The organism is Pedobacter lusitanus (assembly GCF_040026395.1).
GTDB classification, from domain to species: Bacteria; Bacteroidota; Bacteroidia; order Sphingobacteriales; family Sphingobacteriaceae; genus Pedobacter; species Pedobacter lusitanus.
On record NZ_CP157278.1, the window covers coordinates 1,977,224 to 2,001,957 of the forward strand.

Genomic DNA, 24,734 nt, shown 5'->3' on the forward strand with positions numbered 1-24,734 from the left:
GACTCAAAGACCTATTAACCGGTTACATCTTACAGATTATAAACATGGAGGGAGGAATACTATATGAAAAGTGAGCAAAAAAATTTCCCTTACCTGTTTCACCCCGGTTTAATACTGCGCACTCCGCATTATGCTTTTAAGAGTGATTATAAAGCTGAAGATATCAGCTTATTTTTAAATAATGACGCTTTTCTTGAAGCGGTTTATCTGGCTTCTCCTGTACTATTCAGAGAATGCCAGAAGCTAAAGAATGGAGAAATCAGCGGCAAAAAGGATATAGTCCGGATCACAAATTCTTTACTCAGATACCTGAGCAGAATGAGCTCGCGCTCCACTCCTTTTGGTCTGTTTTCAGGTTGTTCGCTGATTAACTGGGCCCGCCAAAAAACCAGCGTAACCATCGCTCAGCATACATTTAGCCGTCATACCAGGCTGGATATGCATTATCTTTGTGCCTTAGCTCAAAAAATAGCAGGTCATCCTGCGATCAGACCAGAGCTAAAATACTTCCCGAATACCAGCATTTATACCATAGCTGATGAAATCAGATATGTTGAATATCATTATTTAAATAACAAAAGATCACACCAGATCAGTGCGGTATTTAATTCAGCTTATCTTACAAAGATTATCAGTTTTAGTCAGACAGGCAGAATGCTGCATGATATTGCTGATTTAATCACTGACGAAAATATCAGCGCTGAAGAAGCCTTACGTTTTACCGGAGAACTGATTGACTCGCAGATACTGGTTAGTGAACTTGAGCCGGCAATTACCGGTCATGAATTTATCTATCAGATACTGGATACGCTTCAAAGGATCAGGACAAACACCGGGGATGAATACCTGATTAAGGTCATTGAAATTTTAACGGCAATAGAACAGCGCTTAAAAGACCTTGACCAGCATTTGTATAATCCGCATTCCTGTTATCAGGAAATTATCGGGCTGATTAAGCTACTGGATGTGGAATTTGAGGAAGCGTTGCTTTTCCAGACAGATATGAGCCGCAAGCTGCCCGCAGGAAAAATGGATCTTGCCATACAGGAAAGTCTTGCTGAATCCTTCTGGTTGTTAAATTGTCTGTATCCGGAAAATAAACAGGATAATCTTTCCTCCTTTGCGCAAAGGTATTACACACGTTATGAAGATAAAGCCATGCCCCTGCTGGAAGTAATGGATGCCGAAACAGGACTGGGCTATCTGGAAAACCGCAGCCATAATGTCTCGCCTTTAATTGATGATCTGATTCTGCCTGATCAAGGACATAAGGGAACAAATCAGATCAGTTTCAACAGGACTTCCAGACTTCTTTTTGATAAGGTCAGCGAGGCATTGGTGAAACAGGTTAATGAAGTTTTGTTCACAGAAGAAGATTTTAAAGACTTTTCCCCGCAATGGGATGATACCCCGCCTTCAGTTTCAGCCCTGTTCAGATTAGTGGACGAGGCCGAAAACACGATTCTTTTAGAAAACATCAGTGGTTCCAGTGCAGCAAACCTGCTGGGCAGATTTACGCATATCGATAAAGATATTCATGAACTGGTTAAGGAAATAGCTCTTGCCGAACAGCAGACCAATCCGGACGTTATATTTGCAGAAATCATTCATCTGCCTGAAAGCAGACTGGGGAATATTTTACTTCATACTGTATTCAGAGACCACGAAATACCTTATTTAGGGAAGTCTTCCCTCGGCGCAGATGAGCGGATTAATTCCAGCGATCTGATGATAGCCGTAAAAAACGGTAAGATTATACTGTATTCAAAAAAACTGGATAAAGAGATTATTCCGCGCTTAAGTACTGCGCATAATTTTAGCTCCAAAGCTTTACCGGTATATCAGTTTCTTTGTGATCTGCAAACCCGCGATCTGAGATCAGGTTTCAGATTTAACTGGGGTAGCCTGGCCAGCCAACATACCTTTCTGCCAAGAGCGAAGTACAAAAATATTATACTCACGCCGGCACAGTGGCAGTTCAGAAAAGAGGAATTGAAAGCACTGCTGACCGCAACAGACGAAAATCTGCCGGACGTTATTGCGGCATTCAGAAAGCAATGGGCCTTGCCGAGATATCTTGTCCTGGCTGATGGCGATAATGAGCTTTTAATCGATCTGGACAACAGGTTTATGATACCAAGCTGGTTAAAAACGATCAGAAACAGACCACTGGTTCTGCTGAAGGAATTTTTATATGATCCGGCATCTTCCATAGCCAGCCCGGAAGGTAAGCCTTTTATCAATCAGCTGATAGCCTCACTGATCAAGTCGGCTCCTGTTTATGCGCTTCCTCTTCATCAGCAGCTCAAAGCGAATGTTACTGGGAAAATAATCAGAACATTTACCCCAGGTTCCGGCTGGGTATACTATAAATGGTACTGCGGCGCGGTATACGGTGATAAAATACTGGAAGAGTACCTTACTCCTCTGGTTGATGAGCTGAAAGAAACGGGCGTGATTAATCAGTGGTTTTTTATCCGTTATACTGATCCTCAGTTCCATTTGAGGGTAAGATTTCAGCTGACTAATGTTAACCTGATCGGCACCTGTCTGAACAAAGTCAGCAGCTATATGGCTGATCTGGAATTAAACGGTGTGATCTGGAAATCTCAGATTGATTCTTATCGGCGTGAAATGGAACGTTATGGTGAAAATGGAATTGAATATGCAGAATCCATTTTTCATGCAGACAGTACTGCCCAGCTCAATTTCTTATCGCTTACCGGTGCAGATGACAGAGAAGATAAACGCTGGATCTGGGGTATGAAAGCTGCGGACAGGCTGCTGGACGATTTCGCGCTTTCGCTGCAACAGAAAAGCAGCTTAATGGGTATTATCAGGGAGAGTTTTGCCATAGAGTTTGGGGTAGACAAATTTGTAAAGACCCAGATTAATAAAAAATATGCCGATCATAGAAATATAATTACCCGGATTCTGGATAAATCTCAGGATCCGATACCGGAATATGATCAGCTGGTCGCACTCCTGGAATTCAGATCGCAGGAAATCAGTGCTCTTGTACCCGGGATATTAAATGCAGCGGGACTGGACAATATTCAGCTGGAAAATCTTTTAAGCTCTTATCTGCACATGATGCTGAACCGGCTATTTATTGCTGATGCGAGAACAAATGAGATGATGATATATCATCTGCTGGATCGTTATTATCAATCGGTAATCGCACAGACAAAAAATTCAGCTTCCTGAAATATTTTTAAGCCGGAACCGGAATGAACAGCTGATTGTCGAAAAGAAATTAATATCTTGAGCTGTCATTTCTGACGACCCATTCTAATCCGACATTTAAATGAATACTAAAGTCAAAGGCTATTTTTGGGGATGTATCTCGTCCGCAACTTTTGGCCTCATACCGCTCTTTGCTTTACCTTTAATGCGTAAAGGATTTCCGCATGACTCCCTGTTATGTTATCGCTTTGCCTGTGCTTCTTTACTGATCGGCCTGTTTATGCTTTTCAAAAAAGAGTCTTTTAAGATTCTGAAAAGGGAGTTGATTCCTCTGGCTCTTCTGGGCATACTATATGGTTTATCAGCGCAATACCTGCTGATCAGTTATGATTATCTGGGCGTGGGTACTGCTTCAACCATCTTGTTTATTTACCCGGTATTCGTAGCCATTTTAATGGCCGTCTTTTTTAAAGAAAAGATTAGTCTGATCACTATGGCAGCGATTGTCACTGCATTTCTGGGCGTATCACTTTTGTATAAGGGAGAGAATGGCATGACGCTGAACCTGCTGGGTATGGGTGCAATTTTACTGGCAGCCTTCTGTTATGCCATTTATATTGTTGCAATCAATAAATCAAGAATACAATTGATGTCCGGTTATAAATTAACCTTTTATGTAATGGGTTTTACAGCTATTTTCTTCGCTGCGAGAGCACAGCTCGCAACCGGATTACAGCCTTTACCAGATGCCAGATCCGTTACAGATCTGGTCTTACTGGCTTTACTGACTACTGCCATCTCCTGTGTGGCCATGATATTTGCTGTACAATATGTAGGATCAACAGTGACGGCAATACTTGGTGCACTGGAGCCTCTTGTGGCCGTTGCAGTGGGTATTCTGGCATTCAGGGAAGCCATTACCCGAAACCTGGTACTGGGTATCCTGCTGATCCTGATTGCTGTTTTAATGATTATTCTTTCGGATTATTTTTATCAGAAGTTTAAACCGGTCAAATCTCCATAAGAGTTATTCAGGCAGTTCAGGGGTAGCTATTCTCCATGGCTCTGTTTTATTGCAGCCAGGAAGGCAATAATCGTATCTCTTTCTGCTTTTACAGGTTTAATCTTTTGATCGTTCAAAACTACAAGAAATTAAAACCACTGAAAATCTTACTCTTAAATAAAATATGGATGCAATGATACTAAGATATCAATGCGTCTTAGTATCATTGCGCCTTTGTATAAAGACACATTTAGATGAAGATTATAGCGATTATAAACCATAAAGGTGGTACAGGCAAAACAACCTCCACGCTGAACATTGGTGCAGGATTAGCACGTGCAGAGAAAAAAACATTGCTGATTGATATCGATCCGCAGTCAAACTTAACTGAAGGTTTAGGACTCAGAGATGTTAAGTTATCTATCTATGATAGTATCAAAGATGATACTGCATTACCTATTGAAACAATTTCACCCTATTTGGACATCATTCCTTCTTCACTGGATTTACTGGGTGCAGAAATTGAACTGGTATCAAGACTTGGCAGAGAGACTATTCTTAAAAGATTATTAAAAACTGTAGAAGGAAAGTATGACTATGTACTGATTGACTGTGCTCCTGCCCTGGGAATGCTGACCGTAAATGCATTGGTAGCTGCTGATACTGTAATGATCCCGCTGGAGGCTGAATATTTTGCCTACAGAGGAATAGACCGTCTGGTATCCATTATTTCTGATGTAAGAAAACACTATAATGAAAACCTGACTATCGGCGGGGTATTTATCACCAAGATTAATCCAAGAAGAATCATTACAGAACAGATCACAGAGAGTATCAAGAAATATTTCAATGATAAATTATTTGATACCTCTATCCGTATAAATGTAGCACTGGTAGAAGCACAATTGAAAGGTATAGACATTTTTGAATATGCCCCGGCTTCAAATGCGGCTGTGGATTATGCAAATCTGACAGACGAAATTTTAGCAAAAATATAAGATTATGGCAAAGAAAAATTTAGGGGATATAGAGGATAACAATAAAAATCTGGGAGGGGTATCTGCGCTGTTTAATTCTCCATTAAAAGATACGCATGCAAAAGATGCGAAACAGGAGATTTTACCTGAAGAAGAAATCGTGACCTACCCTTTAAGGCTTAAGAAAAGCTCTTTAAAAGCATTAAAAATATTGGGCGCACAGCAGGGAATTACCGTCAGAGATCTGATTCTGACTGTCATAGAAAGAGAATACGAGGTATAGCCCCGGTCATACCATTATTAGAGTCAGAGGTTTGATGCTGATCAGGACTATTTTTACGGGAATAGTTCTGATCAGGATCTCCAGGAAAGATACTGTGCTATTTTTGTATAGAGCTCTGTCGGGTTAAAGGGCTTGGAAATATAATCGTTCATCCCTGCGTCCAGGACTTTTCTGTTGATCTCTGCCAGCACAGATGCTGTCAGTGCAATAATGGGTAATTCTTTAAATCTTTTCCCGGGCAGATCCCTGATTGCCCTGCTGGCTGCATAACCATCCATTCTGGGCATCTGTAAATCCATTAAAACCAGGTCGTATTCATTTTCTGTTACTTTTTCAAGTGCTTCAATTCCATCGGCAGCATAATCAATATCCAGATCCCATCTTCTCATAAATTTGCTGGCCACTATAGTATTGATCTCATTGTCTTCCACGAGCAATACCTTGTATCCTCCAAGACTGGCAAAAACATGGGCAGGCATCGCATTTACAGACCCTTCTTTTTTATTCTCTTTCCTGAACTTCAGATCGAAATAGAAACTGGAACCTTTACCCAGGGTACTTTGTAAACTAATTTCGCTGCCCTGTAACTCCACCAGTCTTTTGGTGATGGCCAGCCCCAGTCCTGTTCCGCCAAAACGCCTCGAGGTATCGGGAGCTGCCTGCGTAAAACTCTCAAAGATATACTCTTTCAAATCAGGATCGATTCCAATGCCAGTATCTGTAACCATGAAGTTAACCTCAACGGTATCTCCTTCTATTTTCTTCAATGACAGATCTACCACGACAGAGCCTTCATTGGTAAATTTCAAAGCATTGCTCACCAGGTTATTCAGAATTTGTGTTAACCTAACCGGATCTCCTACCAGAACTGAAGGAAGTTCTGAGTCTATTTTCACCTTAAAAATAAGACCTTTTCCTTCTGCCTGTAAGTTATGAGCTTGTTTGATACGGTTGACAAGCTCTATGAGGTTAAATTCTATATCTTCAAATACTATCTTTCCCAGTTCAATTTTACTATAATCGAGTATATCATTGATCAGCGATAATAAACTTTCACTGGAGAACTTCAGGATGTTTAAGTTTTCAAGCTGTTCAGGTTTAGGATCTTCCTGCAGCAATAAATGAGTCATACCGATTACTGCATTCATGGGTGTTCTGATTTCATGACTCATATTAGAAAGAAACTGCTGTTTGGCCATAGCAGCATCTTCTGCTATTTCTTTTGCTTTCAACAATTCTATTTCAGCTAATTTACGATCAGAAATATCGAGTACCGCGCCCATCACTTTCACCGTTTTACCATCTTTTACGATAGGAATACCTATACTCCTGAGCCATTTATCTTCCCTCGCTGCTCTAAGCTCCAGGTTATAGGATTTCTGAAATTTAATGGCATTTCTTATTCCCTCTTTTATAGCCTCTGCATCAACTTCCCGATAAAAAGAAACTGCCTTTTCCAGCGTAGTTATCTCATCCGGAACACCGGATAACAATTTCAGAAATCTTGTTCTGTAAACAGCTCCTGTACTCACTTCATATTCCCATCCGCCTGCTTTACTAATGCGCTGACTGGTATCCAGCAGATCTACGGTCCGTTCTAATTCATCCTGTGCCTTTCTGAGTTCTTCCTCAGCCATTTCCTGCTGAGTGATATCGAGTGCAAAACCAATCAGACAACTCTCCTGTTCAGGACTTGGAAAGAAATTATTCTGATAAACCAGTTTCCGGCCGTCTACCTCAAAAGTGGAAATGAACTGTCCGTGTTTGCCGCATAACCCATTGCACAGCATGTCCGCAGCTGAAGAAAAAACTTCAATAGAGTTTTGTCCTACCAGCCCATTATCCTGCAAACCCAGGGCCTTTAAGCCTGAGCCAATGGACCTGGTAAATATTCCTGCAGCATCGGTCTCATAAATAATAACAGGAAGATTTTCCAGTACTCCATTTAAAAGCCTGCTTTTTTCTTCAAATTCTTTTTGTAATTGTACCCTTTCTGAAATATCCTGACAGAATACGGTCATCCCGTTTACCAGACCTTCTTTATCATACATTGGATTACAGATCATACTGAATGAGGCTCTGTATAATTCAGGGTCACCAAATTCTTCAATCAGCTCGACAGTCTCTCCGGTCATGACTCTCCGGAATATTTCTGCTGTCTTTTCTCCGTCCATCCCTCCGTTCAGCTTTGCAATCTCCAGATAATTATCACCTATCTTAAGATCCACCCCTCTGCCCATCTTAACGGTTTGCTGATGGGATTGATTAAAAGCGATATAATTAAAGTTTTTATCGAAAGCAAAAATACTGGCACTGGTGCTTTCCAGAACAGTTTGCAGAATAGCAATCTCTCCCAAAAGCATTTCCCGGTCTTTATTGCCGTCTCCGGTATTCACCTGATTAATTCCTTTTAGATACTCCATGTATATTGATAACAAAATTTCAGCTAATTCGTTTTCTTAACAATTTATAAGCCAAAATCTTAGCAGATTCAACAAATCATTTTTACAGTTTTGAGCAATGCGAATTCAGTAACAAAATCCTCCTGATCTCTTCAGCAATCAGACCTGATTCCTGAACCTGTATAATATGACCACTCTTTGTAGCCTTCACCAGACGGTTATTGGTTGATAAGCCAAGCAGATCCGAATGTAATTCCTCTGCCAGCTCCTGATATTCCTGCTGCAAGGCTGCATCTTTAATATGAGCATATCTGACCGGAGAAATACCAGTAATCACTGTTAGGGGAATATGACCAAAAGAAGTGTATTTCCCGGCATCCTGAAAATTCAGGGTATCGTTGGCTGCTTCCAGAAAAACAGTTCGATAGGATTTGTAAAAAAAATCCTTAAAAATCCGGTGAAACCGGTGATTAACCGGGATCTCTGCAGAGAAAGGAATAAAAGTAAACAGTAGTCTGAATATCCCGGTTTCCATCATTATTTTTATTAACCCCAATGGAAGGGTACCATTCGCTTTTTTGAGTTTAGCTGACGATCTTTTCAGCTGCATCGGGTGTGAAGCATCTACAAGAACAATACCTGCCATATCCTGCAGATGACTGGCAATAAAAGGGCGGATATAAATCCCGGCTATAGAATGTCCGACAATAATATAGGGCTTTGGACAATGAGTGAGCTCAGCAAGCTGAGTGAGTTCATTTGCAATGGATTCATTCGTTTTTACAAAATCTCCGGCCTCACTCAAAAACATCCCGCTTCTGTCATAGGATAAAGTCACTGCATCTTTGGCAATTTCATCCTGAACCTCTTTCCAGATCATATGATCACTGGCCAGTCCGGACTCAAAAATCACAGTACAGTTACCTTTGCCTTTTTTTACATAGTGGATCTGATGCCCGTTAATGGCTGCAAATGTTTTGCCCTTGCGGATATTTCTTTCCAGTTTCCGGCGGGAATATTGTTCGAAAATTATTCCTGCCAGAAGCATCACCAGCAAGACTATAAAGGCCCATTTAAAAAAGATAAGTACAGCTGTCAATAGCATAGGAATCATGTTAGACCTACAAACCTAAGACTATTTAGAAAGATTCCAAACAAATTATACCCGTTAATTTTTTGCTAATGCTCCTGTTTAAAGATACTCCGGCTCAGCCGCTGCATCACACTTACATCCTGAATGATAATTTCTGCATCGGCTGTCATACCTTTTTTTAACTGTATGGGTTGGGTTAAGCCGGATAAGTCATTCTTAAAATCAACTCTTGAAATAAACAGGCTATCCTGTCCGGAAACCGGATCTATAGCTTTAATTTTTCCTCTGATCATGCCATAGGTTTCATAAGGATATCTTTTCAGCTTAATTAAAACCTCCTGCCCTTCTTTTACCCGGGCCAGTTTATTTTGCGGAATCTGCATCGCCCCGTAAAATACGCTGTCTGCAGCGCGCTCTATTTTTAATGTTGTCAGGACCATATCCGGATATCGGATAAACGCAGAAAGCCCCAGAACCAGAAATAACAACACAAAAAATATAAATATACCCCAGCGGAGTAACCAGGAAGGGACACTGGTAATAATCTGCCGGATTGCAGGACTATGCACAACCTCCTGCCGGTTTTCCTTCTTTAATGATGACATTGATAAACTGATTATGTTCCTAATTCCAACTGATTTTTGACTAACAGATAGTATGCGCCTTTTAAATTGGTTAACTCCTGATGTGTTCCCTGTTCTATGATCTTCCCTTTATCCAGCACGACTATATTATCTGCATCTTTCACCGTACTTAATCTATGCGCTACAATGATCACAGTCCGGCCGGTAAAGAACTCTTTGAGATTATTCATAATCATCCACTCATTATTCGCGTCAAGCGAATTAGTCGCTTCGTCAAAGAAAATATACTGAGGATCTTTGTAAACTGCACGGGCAATTAACATACGCTGAAGTTGTCCCTGGCTTATTCCATTTCCTTCAGCACCAATCATCGTATTTAAACCACGGGGCAAACTGTCAATAAAGTCCTGAATATTAGCTATCCTGATTGCGTGTTTTAATTTTTCCGGATCAGCCGGAGATTCACCTACGGCAATATTATGTTCTATGGTATCTGAAAAGATAAAACCATCCTGCATAACTACCCCGCACTCTCCACGCCAGGCTTTATAACTGATGCTATCCAGTGACGCTGTCCCAATTTTTATTGCGCCCTGATCGGGTTTATAAAATCTCAGCAGTAATTTCAGAATGGTGGTCTTGCCACTTCCACTCATTCCTACAATAGCGGTTGTTTTTCCCTGGGGAATATGCAGACTGATATCTTTCAGCACAGCCAGATTTCCGGTACCCGGATAGCGGAATGACAAATGTTCGATACTCAATCCCTGACCTGCAGGAACATTTTCGTTCCATTCCTGACCGGGCTGTTCTTCATCGTCCATCTGGTAAATTTCATTTAAACGTTCCAGACTTATTTTGGCATCCTGAAACCCTTGTATAAATCCCAGCATTTGTTCAATAGGGCTGTTTAACTGGCCAATAATATACTGCACGGCAACCATAGCCCCCAGCGTCATATCTCCATAAATAACTGCCCGGGCACTTAAAAATGCAATCAGCAGGTTTTTACCTTCATTGATGAATAATGATCCACCCTGCTGATACTGGTTTAAAGCCAGGTTTTTAACATTGATATTGAATAAACCGGCCTGGATATCTTCCCATTCCCAGCGCTTCTGCTGTTCACAATTATTCAGTTTTATTTCTTGCATACCGGCAATCAGCTGGACCACAGTGCTCTGATTTTTTGCAGAGATCTCAAAGCTTTTATAATTAAGGACTTTGCGGCGTTTTAAAAACAGGGTAATCCAGCCTATGTATAAGACACTGCTAGTCAGAAAGACAAAAAAGATAGTAAGATTATAGTAAGCTATAACTATAGAAAAAATCAACAGGTTAAAAATGGAGAATAAGGTAGTCAGCGCAGTTCCGGTCAAAAAAGTCTCTATTTTCTTCTGATCATTCATCCGCTGCATTATATCACCGGTCATTTTGGTATCAAAGAAGCCCATAGGCAGCTTCATCAGTTTGATAATAAAGTCTGTTAAAATTGAAATATTGACTCTTATACTGATATGCAGTAATATCCATGACCGGATAAATTCTACACTTACCCGCCCGATAATCAGGGCTCCCTGAGCGATCAGAATCATATAGATAAAATTCAGGTTCCGGGTATTAATCCCGATATCGACAATTGATTGTGTTAAAAACGGAGCAATCAGCTGCAATAAACTACCCGCAGCCAGACCGAATAATAACTGGATAATCAATTTGCGGTAAGCCATGAAATATCCAAACAAAAATGACCACCTGACTTCACTCCCCTGCTCATTAGCCTGCGCTTCAAACTGTTCGGTTGGATATAACAATAAAGCCAGCCCTTCTCCGGATTCCTCCCGGTCTGTCCAGTTGTTTACAAAATCTTCAGTATTAAGCCTGATCAGTCCGTTACCGGGATCAGCCAGGTAAAATTTGTTGTTTTTTATTTTATAAAGGACAACAAAGTGATTCTGTCTCCAGTGCAAAATGGCAGGTAATTCAGCGTCCTTCAGTCCTTCCAGATCCGTTCTGATCGCATCAGTTTCAAAACCTATTTTTTCAGCAGCATTATGTATCCCTAATAAGGACACTCCTTCTCTGTTGATTTCACAATACTGTCTTAAGGTCTGTATTTTAAAGCTACGCCCATAATGTCTGGCTATCATCCGCAGACAGGTAGGACCACAGTCCATCAGATCGAATTGCTTATAAAAGGGAAAACTCATTAATCGCTTTCTATTTGATTTTAACTATTGTTGTCTATAACTGCTTTAACCTGATGAGTTGAAATAGCCAGCTGTGAGCTGTAATATTTCTCCAGAAAATGATAAATGACCAGTTCATGTTTCCGCGGATTATTTACAAATAAACGATTCAGATACATATGGATAAGGTTATGCATTAACTCATTGGCAGCAATTGCATTTCCGGTTTTCTGCAAAATGCTATCCTTTAAAGGTTTGTTCATGACTGAGCGTTCCTGATAGACCGCAACAGCATCCTCAATGCCATTTAATTCATCTGATTCTGGATTCATGTGCAAAAATATACGCTTCTGTTGCTGACGATATTTTTCATTTAACTGCTTCTGTAATCCTGCATCTCCACCAAACTCCATGAAATAACCAGCCTGAAGTACCTTTAGTAAATCTCTTTTAGCGGCTATAGTATAACCAAAATCTGCTAACAGCAGATCAATGCCTCTTAGCGCAAATAAAAATCTGTATTCTTCCAGCTCAGGGCTATCCAGCAATCTGATAAATCTCATCACCGCTAAACTGTCATTGAAAAATACAGATTCAACTTCTTCTATGAGCTGTGATCCATATCTTTCCAGCTCTCTGGAATAGGTATCCATTGTCACTTTACTGATCAAACCATTTTCCAGGATTGGTTGCAACACTTCCATAAACTGCTTTTGAACAGTGGACTGTTTTTCTGTATCCTGATTATAAAACCTGATGCGGAGATGGAACGATTCATCAATATACCTGATAAAATGAAACTTTTCAAATAACTTTTGTCCGATCCCTTCTTCTACAAACGCGGCAATCTCCTTTTTCAGGATCTTTTCACAAATAGTTGGTCCGCAATAGATTTTAAAATACAGCCATTCGCTGAATGGAGAAAATTTCCTTTTTACTTTAACCTCCCCCGCTGCCTTCTCCATCGCATTTTTTCTGACAACTGACTCACTTTTTAATGGAATAATCAGTTCGTTGGTATGCGGATTACCTGCTGAATCCTTTACAATACAATTTTCATCGGTAAACAAAAATTCTTCCAGCTGAATCCTGTCATGACGTTTTAAATAGTGAATCAATAACTCAGTACCTAAAGGATGTTCCAGATCAATTAAAAGCTTATTATCACTTTCGGTATAGGTGACTTTCTGAGGAATATTATATTCTTCTCTCAGTTTACGGCAATATTCCGGATAAGCTGTTTTTTCTTTGGGAATAACTGCCAGTTCATTCTTTTGAAGTATCCATCTTGCTTTTCTGACAACCAGATTTTTATAGATAACCCTGGGTAAATAGTTCAGAGATGATAACACTCCCCATTCCCAGGCATCAGGCTGGGCCAGCCCTTGTGTCTGCAGATCACACAGGAACTTATAAACGGGCAGACTGCTGAAAGAAAAATTATGGGCAGAGGTCAGTTTAGGGATAATCAAACGGTTATATTTTTTGCTTCTCAACACCACTTTACCGTTTTGAATACTTACCCTGATGTCCTCTACAGGGATTTGATTTTCTGCATCCAGTCCTGATCTGCCTATGTAAGGAATTTCATAACCACGCAGTAAAGGACGAAGCAGAACGTTGCCAATTCTGGCTTGTGGCAAATGCACTATTTCGGCATAAATATGTTCAGGGAATTCACTTTCTTCTACTTTTAATATATCAAGGGTGAAATCTCTGAGCTGAACGTCACCATGGGTAAATCTGGACAACAGACTACCCGACGAAGTACCTCCAAGACTGGATAGTTCAAAGGTGAAGTTTTCTGCATCCAGTTTCCCCTCAGACTTCAGTAAACTCCCCATTAAATGTAAACTATTGGAAAATTTAAAACCGGTTGTCAAAGACTTGAATGATTTAAGTTCTTCTTCAGTGATCTCAATAAATTCCTTTTGATTTTTAATATAATCCAGGTGTTTGTTCAGCACAAATTGCTGGATGTAACCAAATTTTGCAAGCTGCCTGGTACTGCTATCTTTGATAATCAAATCATCAACCAGGCTATTCTGACCTGCTGCCGACTGATCGCTTCCACCATAACCTATACCCAGTTCTGCATCCAGAGCTATAGCTAAGGGAATCTCTTCCAGTTCATACTTTGCTAAAAATTTATCTCTGAAATTGTTCAGGTCTTTGTTCTCCAGTATAATACTTAATGCATACAGGTCTTCAGTCTGTTTAATGATATTATCAATAATCTCCTGATTGATCACATGTGCCTCTGTAGCAAAGAAAAGATCTGTCTGCAATATATTGGCAGGGATTTGTATTGGAAAATTGAGTGCCTTAAGCCTGTTTTCTATTTCCTGATAATAATCAACTCCTGCGCGGGGATTTTTAATCAGCAGCTGAATCTCTCTGAATTTCAAAAGGATATCCGCCGTATATTCCAATTGTTCCAGTTTTTCAATTAACTGGTCCAGTGGTTCCTTTCCTGTAACACAAGGCTCCAGATCTGATATGATCAGCTGTGCATCATATATTTCTGCAATAAATTCTTCAGCCTCTTCATGACTGATGTTTTCAGCTGCTATCACAATCTGAGCCAGCTCTGCGAGCGTAGCACCCTGATTTGCTTTATCCAGGATTTTTACGAGATAACTGCTTTTTTCTATAGATGTCAGATCATAATTACGCTGGTTATCTTTTAAAAAATAAGTAGCATATCTGAAGCTGTCAGCCAGCTCATATAAACTGTTATTGGTAAAAAAAATAAGTTGTTTTACGATTTCGGGAACTTTAGTCAGATAGTTGATAATCTCCGTCATGTAGTTCATATCCAGTCTTACCCTGCGGATATGCCGAGCAGGATCGTCGAGCAGCAGACTGGTTTTCTCCGGTTTGATTTCAACTAATTTAACACCGGCCAGAGTTGCATAGGGAGTACACCGGCTACAGCTCCGCAGCCAGTATTTTGCAAAGGAAAGCTCTAATTTTTCTCTTTCTTTTTCCGGAAGATCATCTTTTTTCAGCAGTTCTCTCCAGAAATCAGGGGATGACAGATATAATCCTTCCTGAAATAACGTTTGTCTTTCTGCTGAAAAGTCATAGGCTAAATTTAACCCCTGTAATGGAGTGCGTAATAAAACAGCGGAAAAGCTTTTAATCATATATATTTAATCATTAAGCATCAAACAGTAATCCCAGCTAAAATCACCGGTCAGATAACTGATCAGCACCAGTCCGATACCACTTACTCCATTCAGTAAGCCAAACGAGTTCATGTGTTTTCCGCTTTCAGTTGGCGTATAGGCCTTGTAGCCTGCAAATGCATCCTGGTGCACAGAGAAATCCAGTGTTTTCTGTATCCAGAAATCGCAGGTTTCCCTGAAAATATCATTTTGTGTGTAATGCCACATTTTATTGTAAATATGAGCAATACCGGCACTCCCATGACAGATTCCTGCATCTCTAACCAGCGTATCTTCTTCAGTTCGCCTTTTGGAAGTGTGAATCAGTATTTTAACAGCAAAATCTTTCAGGGACTCATCATTAAAGGTCATACCTGCCTGGTAAAGAATAAAGCCGATACTTAAATCCCCGTAACACCAGCCAACACGGCTATATCCATTGTTCTGCTCATCGGTCATCAGTATATTAGGAAACAAAGATCTGCTTCCATCTTCCCTGATATTTGATCTTAAAAAGTCTGCTATATCCAGGGCAAGGATTTTAGCCTCAGCTGCACCTATATTTTTCTTGTAACAGGCTATACAGAATTTCAAAACACTGGGTAATCCATGCGCCATTCCAAAATTAACCTTGTTGGGTACGGATACCTTGTTTACCAGATCATAATGCATTATAGACAACTTATTTTCTGAAGAATAGGCCATTTTATAAAGCAGTTGCAGAAACGTTTCCTGGAATGTGCGGAATTTATCTGTTGGGTTGTACAGGGAATGATAAGCCATTCCAATAGCACCATGCAGAAAATCATAATTTCCTGCTTTCAGATAAGATATAGCCAGGTCAAATAATTGATCATCGTCATCACATAACAACTCATAACTCTCCTGATCAAGGATATTTCTGGCAGTCAGATAGGAGAAAAACCAGTTAATACCTGCTTTACCGGAAGAAAAAAACGGACCGTGATTACCAATTGAATTCTCAGACAGTCTTTGGAGACTGTTTTCAAAACGTGCGGTATTACCCGGATTATTCCCGAGGTATTCGATATAAAACTGATCGAAAGTACAGCATCCTGCTTCTCCGTCAAAAAGAGCCAGCTGAGAATAATCACGAATTTTTAGTGAGGAATATATTTTATCTATTGTAGTTTGAATTTTCTCTCTCATTCTTAAACTAATTAAAGCCGGATAATACGCTTATACTATATTAAAAAGTCAAACTAATTTTTAAAGGCAGGCAAAACAGCAAAATACCTGCAGATCAGATTAGAAATAGCCGGTTTAAAAGCCGGCTATTTCTAATTAATCGCGTTAAAACGCAAAATTTTAAGACTGTACTTCAGGACAAATGAGGTCCGTTAAATCACAGCAGGTTCTTCTGGTAGCCGTAGTTACCGGAATCCCACCGTAAGCTTTGCTCATTTGCTCCGTGGTCAGTGAAGCAACTTTTTCTTTTTTCAAGCGTAGTCTTTCTGAATTTAATTTAATTTTTTTCATTTTGAAATGATTTTAGGTTAAATAAAATAATTCTGTTTACCTAAAGTTATTATTTATTTTCTAATATCATAACATGTCAGTTTTTTGTTACAAAAGTATCTGTATTCTTTAACCAGCCAAAGAATCAAATATGGCATTTAGGTAATGCCAGCTCATATTTTTGAAGTTAATTATTTAGGGTATATTTTAGCTATGCAGGATTTTTCTTTAATTTGCAGGCACAAAAATCTGATCTATATGGCACCCCTTTCTTTCCTGAACATCGCACAGCAATGGTTTGACGCCTTTAATGCGCATAATCTTGAAGATCTTTTGGCTTTATATGATGATCAGGCTATACATTTCAGTCCGAAATTAAAAATCAGACAACCAGAAACCAATGGACTGGTACAGGGTAAACCTGCATTACGTGAATGGTGGAAAGACTCCTTTGACCGTCTGCCTACGCTTCAGTATCAGCCGACATCATTTACCGCTGATGATCAGCGCGTTTTCATGGAGTATATCAGAAAAGTAGCTGGTGAACCAGATATGTTCATAGCTGAGGTTCTTGAAATCAGTCATGGAAAAATCAATGCCTCAAGGGTTTATCACGGTTAATTTTAAAAAATTCTCGTTTTTCCATCCTTCTATAAATACCAAACGGATATAAATTCACCTAATTATATCAATATCAAACGTTTGCGCAACATTTATAAATAAATAACTGTAAAAACGTCATAAATTGTATTTCATCATACTAAACTAAATTAACCATTCATCTAAACCCACTCCTATGAGCTCTCTATACATTTCTCCAGACCTGCTATAGCCGTTCAGCACAGAGCAATTAATCTTTTCTACCGAAGGTTATTTTAATTTGTTCTGTCTGCTTCAAAGCACAACCAACTCAACCCTTATAGAACCACTACCACTATGAAGAAAATTTTATTAATTCTCTGGGGCATTGCTGTACCCCTGTTCTTGCACGCGCAAATAAAAAAACCAGCAGAAAAGGATTTTAGAATTCTGAATTCCAATAAAGTGTTTAAGCCACAAAAAAGTCTTTATTCTGAACAGAAGGATAACAAAATCACCGGAAAGACATTGGCCGTAAAATTTCAAAAGGGCGGGTATTTCCTGATTCAGTTTGAAGAACTTCCGGAGGCTGCCCAAAAAACCAGATTAAAAGAGCTGGGAATTAAGCTACTGGATTATGTACCCAATTACGCTTATTATGCCTATTTTAAAAAGGAGCTGAACTCAGAACAGCTCACAGAGCTGCGAATCAGAACTATCCTGCCTATTGATGATAGTTTTAAACTCTCTGAAAACCTTTTTAAAGACCGGATTCCGGAACATGCCCGAAAAGGAAATGAGCTTGAACTGGAGATCGTATTTTATGATGGGGCAGATATTTCTGCCGCAGAAAAGATTATTGTTAACTATGCCCGCATTATTTCCAGAACAAACGGAAATACCTGGATAATCAGGGCTGCGCAGCAAAACTTAAAAAAACTGGCCGCCATTAAAGAAGTCAAATATATTGCTCCTGTTTCGGATGCTCCAAAGCCCGAAGCAGATGGCCCGGGAGATATATTCAGTAATAACATTGGCCGTTCAAACTACATTAACAGTGGTTTTAACGGATGGAATTATAATGGATCGGGTGTCAATGTCCATATACGGGAGAATGACTTTGATCAGGATATTGACATGCAGGGCAGAATGATCCCCGGATCAGTGGATACCGGAACACCAGGAGGGCATTCCTGGAGCGTATCTAAAAGAATGGGAAGTGCTGGTAATTATGACCCTAAAGACCGTTCCAATGCCTGGGGAGCAAATTTCTATGTCATCACCGGTCAGAATACCTATACGCTTTACGACGATCCTGATAAAAAGATCAGGGTTACCAATATGTCTTATGGCTGGGGAGCTGATGCCAATTACGGGTCTTTATCTAATGAACATGATAATTATATCCGCACCAAACCAGAAGCCATGTTAGTCTATTCTTCCGGGAATAGTGGCGATATTGCACCGATAGGCGGTAAATATAATGGTCTGGCTGGCTGGGGTAATTTAACAGGAAGTGCTAAACACGCCAAAAATCTGCTCACCATCAGTGGTACAGATTACGAGGATAATTTCCTCGACTGGACTAATAAAGGACCGGCATATGATGGCAGGATTAAACCGGACCTGACCATTGAAGGCTCGGGAGGAACATCATTTGCAGCACCAAAGATCTCTGGAATTTTTGCCATACTGCATCAGGCCTACAAAGCAGAGACCCAGGCAACAACTGCCCCATCTGCGTTAATCAAGGCCATTTTATTAAACACGGCCGATGATATTTATAATGCCGGAATTGATTTTAAAACAGGTTTTGGCCGTCCGAATGTACGCCGTGCATTTAAAACGATCCAAAACAGAACGTTTAGTTCCGGACAAATTAACAACGGAGAGGCCAAAAGCACAACTATTAATGTTCCTGCAGGTATCAGCCAGGTAAGAATCATGCTGTACTGGCCTGATTATGAAGCAACCCCAGGCGCAGCACAGTCATTAGTCAACGACCTTGATCTGGATGTAACAGATCCTTCGTCCGCTACTTTTCTGCCGTGGGGATTAGATACTACTGCCAATGCCATTAATCTCAATGCCTTACCAACCAGAAAAGTTGACCATATCAATAACGTAGAGCAGGTTACCATAGACAATCCAGTTGCCGGAGCTTATACCCTAAATATCAATGGTTACCTGGTCCCGCAGGGGCCGCAGGAATACTTTATTACTTATGAGTTTCTGAAAGATGAATTGCTGATGGCTTACCCTTTAGGAGGAGAAGCGATGGCACCCGGAAAATCAGAATATATCCGCTGGGATGCTTATGGAGCTCCCGGAACTTTTGATCTTGATTACTCTGCTGATAACGGAACTACCTGGACCACAATAGCCAGTAAAATTGCTGCTGATAAACGACAGTTCAAATGGACAGTACCCAATTTATCCTCCAAAATAAAAATCAGGGTAAAAAGAGCAGCACAGGAAAGTGTTGCCAGTGACATCAATGTGCTTGCTGCACCAGAAGGTTTAGAAGTAGTTTGGGCTGGCAACAATTCTTTACAGTTATCCTGGAGAAAATCAGCCGCTGCTGTCCAGTATGAAGTATTCAAACTCGGAGAAAAATATATGGACGCAGTAAGTCAGACGGCGGATACAACAATTGTTCTGACTAATTCAGATCCGAATAAACAGGAATGGTATGCTGTAAGAGCTATTGGGGCAAATGGTTTACAGGGTTTGAGAAGCAATAGTATCCCTAAAGAGACAGGCTTGCTGAATTACAAAAATCTGATCACCGGAACAGCATTTGATGTCCGCAAAAATGCAGTTTTATTGACAGGGAAAGTCAATGCACTGGGCGGATCTTTAGAAAATCTGATTTTCGAATATGGTCCTGCCTCTTCTTATGGTTTCCAAAATAGTGTACCGGGAAATTATTCAGGTTCAAACTTAATCTCTGTTGAGCAGGAAGTTCCAATTACCATGAAATCCGGTGAAACCTGGCATTACCGGCTGAAAGCCAGGGTCAACGGTGCGGACGTTTTCGGAGAAGATCATACTTTCCAGCCAGCACCCGGAAATTCAGTTGCATTTACCGGAACAGGGTCTGAATTTATCACTTTAGGGAGTAATTCGGCCATTAACGGAACCAAAGCCAGAACGATTGAGCTTTGGGCAAAGGCCGATGCTTTTAACGACGGTGGAGTATTTGCTACGGGCATTACAGGAACAAATTCAGGTGAATTCAGTTTAAGGACTACAACTACAGATAATGTGTGGAGAGCAAATTTCTGGAATTCAAGCAAAGATTTCGCTTTAACCGGCAGTAAGGGCGAATGGCATCATTATGCACTGGTATTTGACGGAACTAATCTGAGTTTTTATTATGATGGCGAACAAAAACTGGTTCCAACGCCAATGGCTCTTAATACCACCAATGGATTAGTAAGACTGGGATTATGGAATAGCGGTCCCAGTAATAAGTTCTTCAAGGGAGAAATAGATGAAGTAAAAGTCTGGAGTAAAGCACTCAGTTCATCCGAAATCAAACAGGGCTTCCACCATCCTCTAAAGGGAAATGAGGCCGGCCTGGTTTATTATTCAAATTTTGACAATACTGAACCTGAAATTTATGATATCGTCAGCAGAAAGGCAGTATCCGTAACGGGAACTCCGGCCCGAATCAAAACAGCTTATCCATTTGGCGGTGGTAGTTCAATAGCAAAAACAGAACAGGCAGGAAGTGTAATTTTTGATCATGGTGTTAACATTACAGCATTCTATAATGCGGTAACGCCAGTAACTGCCGGCTTCTCTAAAATAGATTTTACTTCCCCGGAATTCAATGATTTCTCTTCTTCGGCAGTTAAAATAGGTCAGGAATATTGGGTAGGGAACCGTTTTGGCTCGAATACCAATCTTAATATGAACTTAACCTTTACTTCTACTGCAGATTTAACCGCAGCCGATCAGCTTAATCCGGAAAAAATCCTGGTCTTCAGCAGACCGGCTTACGGCAGTGGAAAATGGCAGTACAGCACTTCTGCAAATGCAGTTGACGAGGTAAACAATACCATTACAGTCAATAACCTTAACACTTACGCGCAGTATATATTCCTCAAAGACAGTAAGCCATTTTTGCTGAGCAGTGCTGATTCTCTTGTTTTCAATAATGCCAGGGTCGGGTCCAAAACAAAACCGGAAAGTTTCCTGCTTTCTGGAGCAAACTTACCCGCTGACAGCATTAAGATTACGGCACCTCAGGGCTATGAAATCTCTCTGGATAACCTGACTTATATCGGCCCGGGTTCTTCTCTGGCCATCAGCCCTGTAAATGGAGTTGTTAAAGAACTGAAAATCTACACCCGCTTCAGTCCGGCTGCTGAACAGCTTTATGCAGGTACAATTAAAATCAGTTCCGGATTACAGCTGTTTTCAGAAATCAAGGTTAGCCAAAAAGGAATTAAGGCAGACGTAATTGCCGGAAAAGCGATGAGTTTTGACGGAAACGGAGATTACCTGGAAATCCAGGAGCTTAACTGGCAGCCAAAAATCTTTACTATTGAATGGTGGCATAAGGCTAAATCCTATAAAAATTACAATCAGTCGATTGGGAATGGATGGGGATCGTTCCTGGTACATTCAGACTCGGGTGGAGGGCTTAATATTGGTGTAGCCAATAACGCTGCCTCCAGATTAATAATCACTGATGCATTTAAAGATGTGAATACCTGGCATCATTATGCTTATACTTTCAATAATGGTGTAGCCAAAATTTACAGAGACGGAAAACTGGCAGACAGTAAAACAGCTTCTTCATTACCACCGGTATGGAGTAGTTTTAAAATTGGATCTGCAGATGGCAATTCTATTGATGGAGAGATCGAAGAATTCAAAATGTGGTCTATAGAAAAAACGCAGCAGCAGGTACGCGAAGGTATGCACCTGACTTCAGTAGGAAATGAACCTGGTTTGAAAGTATATTTACAGTTTCAGGATGCTGCAAAAGGCGTTTCGGAGCTATCGGATAACGGATATAAGGTTTCATTAAATGGTGATGCCAAAAGATTGATCTCTACTGCGCCTGTGGCTGCAGGTATCAGTGAAAGCAAACAAATTATTACAGCCGGAATCAGCGAATATGCTCAGGCAGGCTTAAGTTTACAGTTTTCTGATAGCGGGACAAATCCTAATGGCGAAGTAGTTGTCAGCCGTTTAAAATCTATTCCTAATGAAAATACCAATCCATCAGTATTAGACAGTACCTATTGGATAATCAACAATTATGGAACCAATACAGCGCTCACCGGTCTTACCGGCCTGAGTCTGAAAAATGTAAAGGCTCCTTCTGCAACGCAAGACCTCTACCGCCTGAATAACCGTGCTTTTAATGCTTTCGGGCCAGCCTGGAACTCACTGGCAAATCGTCAGGGTGCTATGGCCGATGTACTTAGCTTCAGCTTAACGCCAGGTTCTGCTGGTATCATCTTAGGACAGCTTGCTGTAAACAGAACTTCAGGTTTTGAGTCTGTAGAAACACTGGCAGGCAAAGCATATCAGTTTGACGGCACTGCAGGTGCAATGAAAATTACAGGGTTGAACTGGACTCCTACTATTTTTACTGTTGAATACTGGTTAAAAGCAGCTTCTTCCAAATCATGGAATCAGTCAGTTGGAAATGGCTGGGGAAGTTTTCTAGTTCATGCAGATGATGACAAAGGTTTAAGCATCGGTGTAGCAAATAATCCAGCTTCAAGGATAGATATCCCCGGGATGTTTAACACACTGAATGTCTGGCATCATCTTGCCTTTAGCTACGACAAAGGCTCCGTTAAATTGTATATTGATGGTCAATTGTCAGCGACAAAACCAGCTTCATCTGCTCCTCCACTATGGGATAGCTTTAATATCGGCAGTATGGATGGAAATACAATTAATGGAACAATAGATGAATTCCGGTTATGGTCTACTTCGCGAACAGCTCAGGAAATCCAGGAAAACATGCATTTAACCTTAAATGGCAATGAACCAGGGTTAAAGGTTTATCTGCAGGGACAAGGCAACGCCGGAGCCGGACAATTGATCGATGTATCACCTAATCATTATGTGGTGGAAGCTACCGGAGCTGTCCAGCGTACTGCATCTTCTGCACCGGTTGCCAATGGTATAAGTGAGACAATGACCTTAACAGCTGCTGGAAAATATGATTCTAAGCTCACCGGTCTGGCCTTAAATTATACTGCTTCGGGAACTTATCCTAAAGGAAACATCGTAATCAGTAAACTGAACAGTCTTCCGTTTAACCCGAAAACCAATACAAACATCCTGAACTCAAAATACTGGATCATCAGGAACTATGGTGATACGGAGGCCAGCGCTATTGAAAGTGCAGAACTTTCAGCTATCCCTGATAGCAAGGTAAATCTGAGTCTTTACAAACGCGGGTTCAATCAAAGTGAGGATTGGAGTACCGGAATTGCGGGAACAAGCCAGGCAAATTCCACGGTATTCACAGCTGGAAATACTGATCTGAGAAACAACCAGATCATCATAGACAGTAAGGTGAATTCTTTCCCGCTTATTGCTATTCACAGTCCGCAGAACAATGCTGTTTATAAAACAAGTGATTCAATAAAAGTAACCGGAACGGCTTCAGATCCGGATGGCCCCAACCCAAGCATAACTTTGTATAATGGACAGACTAAAATCAGCACATTAGCAGGGCCCTCATTCAGTCAGACTATCGAACCTCTCGCGGCAGGAACCTATCAACTGATTGCCAGAGCAACTGACGGAGCTGGACTGATAACATCAGACAGTGTTTCAGTTACTGTAAAAACCAATGCAAAACCGCTGGTATCTTTAACCTCACCAGAAGAGAATACCATATTTGATACTTCGCAAACAATTATCGTTAAAGCAGATGCAAATGATAGTGACGGAACCATTGCGCACGTCGAATTTTATGACGGAACACTAAAAATCGGGCAAAGCACTACCCTTCCCTATCAGATCAGCTGGACCGGAACAACTGTGGGAACCCATCAGCTTACGGCAAAAGCAACAGACAATAATGGTGCAGAAAGTATTTCAGCAATCTTAACACTTAAAATTGTCCCGGTAAATGCACCACCTGTGGTAGCAATCACCAGCCCCGAGAGCGGAAGTCTGTATAATCCGAACAAACAGGTACACATCAGCATTAATGCCGGGGATACCGATGGATCAGTTGCCAAAGTGGAACTATTTGAAAGAGCCACGAAAATTGCCGCCATCACGAAGCCGCCTTATACTTTTAAATGGCAGCCCCGTGATGAAGGAACCTATTATCTTAGTGCAATAGCCACGGATAACCAGGGATTGGCAAGTACTTCAGCTACGGTAATTATTAATCTGGCCAAAAAGAAGGACGCAATTAAAGTACCGAATCTAATTACTCCAAATGGCGATGGTAAAAATGATAAGTGGGTTATTGAGGGCATTTCGAACTTCCCTAATAATAAGGTGACCATTTTTACCAAAACCGGTCAGACTGTATTTGCCACAAGAAACTATTCCAATGAATCTAATTATTGGGAGGGATTATTTAATGGTGGTCCACTGACCACCGGGACTTACTTTTACATCATTGATATTGGAGCGAAACAGCCCTACACAGGTTTTATCACACTAATCAGATAATGATTTTTATAGTCATCGGATGTAATTCCTTACATCCGATGACTAATTTTGAAAGATACAGCGCTTCCTGTATCAGCTTATCTCCATAATTCTGATGGATTATATTTTTTTAGCC

13 protein-coding genes are annotated in these 24,734 nt (G+C 40.6%); 6 read left to right on the forward strand and 7 right to left on the reverse strand.

Annotated elements, in window-relative coordinates:
* The first annotated feature begins 63 nt into the window (after positions 1-63).
* The 4 genes from PL_RS08405 (at position 64) to PL_RS08420 (ending at position 5,449) form a co-directional block, all read left to right on the forward strand.
* On the forward strand, positions 64-3,207 hold the full coding sequence (locus PL_RS08405) for a lantibiotic dehydratase (protein ID WP_041880943.1): 3,144 nt from the start codon (positions 64-66) through the stop codon (positions 3,205-3,207).
* A 100-nt stretch (positions 3,208-3,307) separates the two neighbouring features.
* Positions 3,308-4,210: a DMT family transporter gene (locus tag PL_RS08410; protein WP_082035884.1), complete on the forward strand. Its 903-nt coding sequence runs from the start codon at positions 3,308-3,310 to the stop codon at positions 4,208-4,210.
* 233 nt (positions 4,211-4,443) lie between these two features.
* The gene (locus PL_RS08415) at positions 4,444-5,187 is read left to right on the forward strand and encodes a ParA family protein (RefSeq protein WP_041880941.1); all 744 of its coding nucleotides are present in this window, start codon (positions 4,444-4,446) and stop codon (positions 5,185-5,187) included.
* Positions 5,188-5,191: 4 nt separating this feature from the next.
* The gene (locus tag PL_RS08420) at positions 5,192-5,449 is read left to right on the forward strand and encodes a hypothetical protein (protein WP_041880940.1); all 258 of its coding nucleotides are present in this window, start codon (positions 5,192-5,194) and stop codon (positions 5,447-5,449) included.
* Positions 5,450-5,520: 71 nt separating this feature from the next.
* Here the strand turns inward: PL_RS08420 and PL_RS08425 are convergent, their stop codons facing one another.
* The 7 genes from PL_RS08425 to PL_RS08455 all read right to left on the reverse strand — a co-directional run bounded on the left by PL_RS08425 (position 5,521) and on the right by PL_RS08455 (position 16,387).
* Complete coding sequence (locus PL_RS08425) at positions 5,521-7,872, reverse strand: ATP-binding protein (protein ID WP_052496211.1); 2,352 nt, start codon at positions 7,870-7,872, stop codon at positions 5,521-5,523.
* Between the two features lie 82 nt (positions 7,873-7,954).
* The gene (locus PL_RS08430) at positions 7,955-8,956 is read right to left on the reverse strand and encodes an alpha/beta fold hydrolase (protein WP_152620295.1); all 1,002 of its coding nucleotides are present in this window, start codon (positions 8,954-8,956) and stop codon (positions 7,955-7,957) included.
* Between the two features lie 74 nt (positions 8,957-9,030).
* The gene (locus PL_RS08435) at positions 9,031-9,549 is read right to left on the reverse strand and encodes an HlyD family secretion protein (RefSeq protein WP_041880936.1); all 519 of its coding nucleotides are present in this window, start codon (positions 9,547-9,549) and stop codon (positions 9,031-9,033) included.
* 11 nt (positions 9,550-9,560) lie between these two features.
* Positions 9,561-11,738: a peptidase domain-containing ABC transporter gene (locus PL_RS08440; protein ID WP_041880933.1), complete on the reverse strand. Its 2,178-nt coding sequence runs from the start codon at positions 11,736-11,738 to the stop codon at positions 9,561-9,563.
* A gap of 20 nt (positions 11,739-11,758) precedes the next feature.
* Entirely contained in the window at positions 11,759-14,866 is a 3,108-nt protein-coding gene (locus tag PL_RS08445; RefSeq protein ID WP_041880930.1) for a lantibiotic dehydratase, read from the reverse strand.
* Between the two features lie 6 nt (positions 14,867-14,872).
* Entirely contained in the window at positions 14,873-16,057 is a 1,185-nt protein-coding gene (locus PL_RS08450) for a lanthionine synthetase C family protein (RefSeq protein WP_041880928.1), read from the reverse strand.
* Positions 16,058-16,216: 159 nt separating this feature from the next.
* Positions 16,217-16,387: a class I lanthipeptide gene (locus tag PL_RS08455; protein ID WP_160292092.1), complete on the reverse strand. Its 171-nt coding sequence runs from the start codon at positions 16,385-16,387 to the stop codon at positions 16,217-16,219.
* Positions 16,388-16,624: 237 nt separating this feature from the next.
* Between PL_RS08455 and PL_RS08460 the strand changes: the two genes are divergently transcribed.
* Positions 16,625-16,987 (forward strand): nuclear transport factor 2 family protein, encoded by a 363-nt coding sequence (locus PL_RS08460; RefSeq protein ID WP_041881082.1) that lies wholly within the window; start codon positions 16,625-16,627, stop codon positions 16,985-16,987.
* Positions 16,988-17,302: 315 nt separating this feature from the next.
* A complete protein-coding gene (locus PL_RS08465) occupies positions 17,303-24,619 on the forward strand; it encodes a LamG-like jellyroll fold domain-containing protein (RefSeq protein WP_041880927.1) in 7,317 nt (2,438 codons plus the stop codon).
* The last annotated feature ends 115 nt before the right edge of the window (positions 24,620-24,734 follow it).

Excerpts from the sequence above, each read along its gene's own strand:
- PL_RS08450 (WP_041880928.1), bottom strand. The coding sequence starts at position 16,057 with ATGAGAGAGAAAATTCAAACTACAATAGATAAAATATATTCCTCACTA.
- PL_RS08420 (WP_041880940.1), top strand. The coding sequence starts at position 5,192 with ATGGCAAAGAAAAATTTAGGGGATATAGAGGATAACAATAAAAATCTG.
- PL_RS08455 (WP_160292092.1), bottom strand. The coding sequence starts at position 16,387 with ATGAAAAAAATTAAATTAAATTCAGAAAGACTACGCTTGAAAAAAGAA.
- PL_RS08410 (WP_082035884.1), top strand. The coding sequence starts at position 3,308 with ATGAATACTAAAGTCAAAGGCTATTTTTGGGGATGTATCTCGTCCGCA.
- PL_RS08445 (WP_041880930.1), bottom strand. The coding sequence starts at position 14,866 with ATGATTAAAAGCTTTTCCGCTGTTTTATTACGCACTCCATTACAGGGG.
- PL_RS08460 (WP_041881082.1), top strand. The coding sequence starts at position 16,625 with ATGGCACCCCTTTCTTTCCTGAACATCGCACAGCAATGGTTTGACGCC.
- PL_RS08465 (WP_041880927.1), top strand. The coding sequence starts at position 17,303 with ATGAAGAAAATTTTATTAATTCTCTGGGGCATTGCTGTACCCCTGTTC.
- PL_RS08405 (WP_041880943.1), top strand. The coding sequence starts at position 64 with ATGAAAAGTGAGCAAAAAAATTTCCCTTACCTGTTTCACCCCGGTTTA.
- PL_RS08415 (WP_041880941.1), top strand. The coding sequence starts at position 4,444 with ATGAAGATTATAGCGATTATAAACCATAAAGGTGGTACAGGCAAAACA.
- PL_RS08435 (WP_041880936.1), bottom strand. The coding sequence starts at position 9,549 with ATGTCATCATTAAAGAAGGAAAACCGGCAGGAGGTTGTGCATAGTCCT.
- PL_RS08430 (WP_152620295.1), bottom strand. The coding sequence starts at position 8,956 with ATGCTATTGACAGCTGTACTTATCTTTTTTAAATGGGCCTTTATAGTC.
- PL_RS08425 (WP_052496211.1), bottom strand. The coding sequence starts at position 7,872 with ATGGAGTATCTAAAAGGAATTAATCAGGTGAATACCGGAGACGGCAAT.
- PL_RS08440 (WP_041880933.1), bottom strand. The coding sequence starts at position 11,738 with ATGAGTTTTCCCTTTTATAAGCAATTCGATCTGATGGACTGTGGTCCT.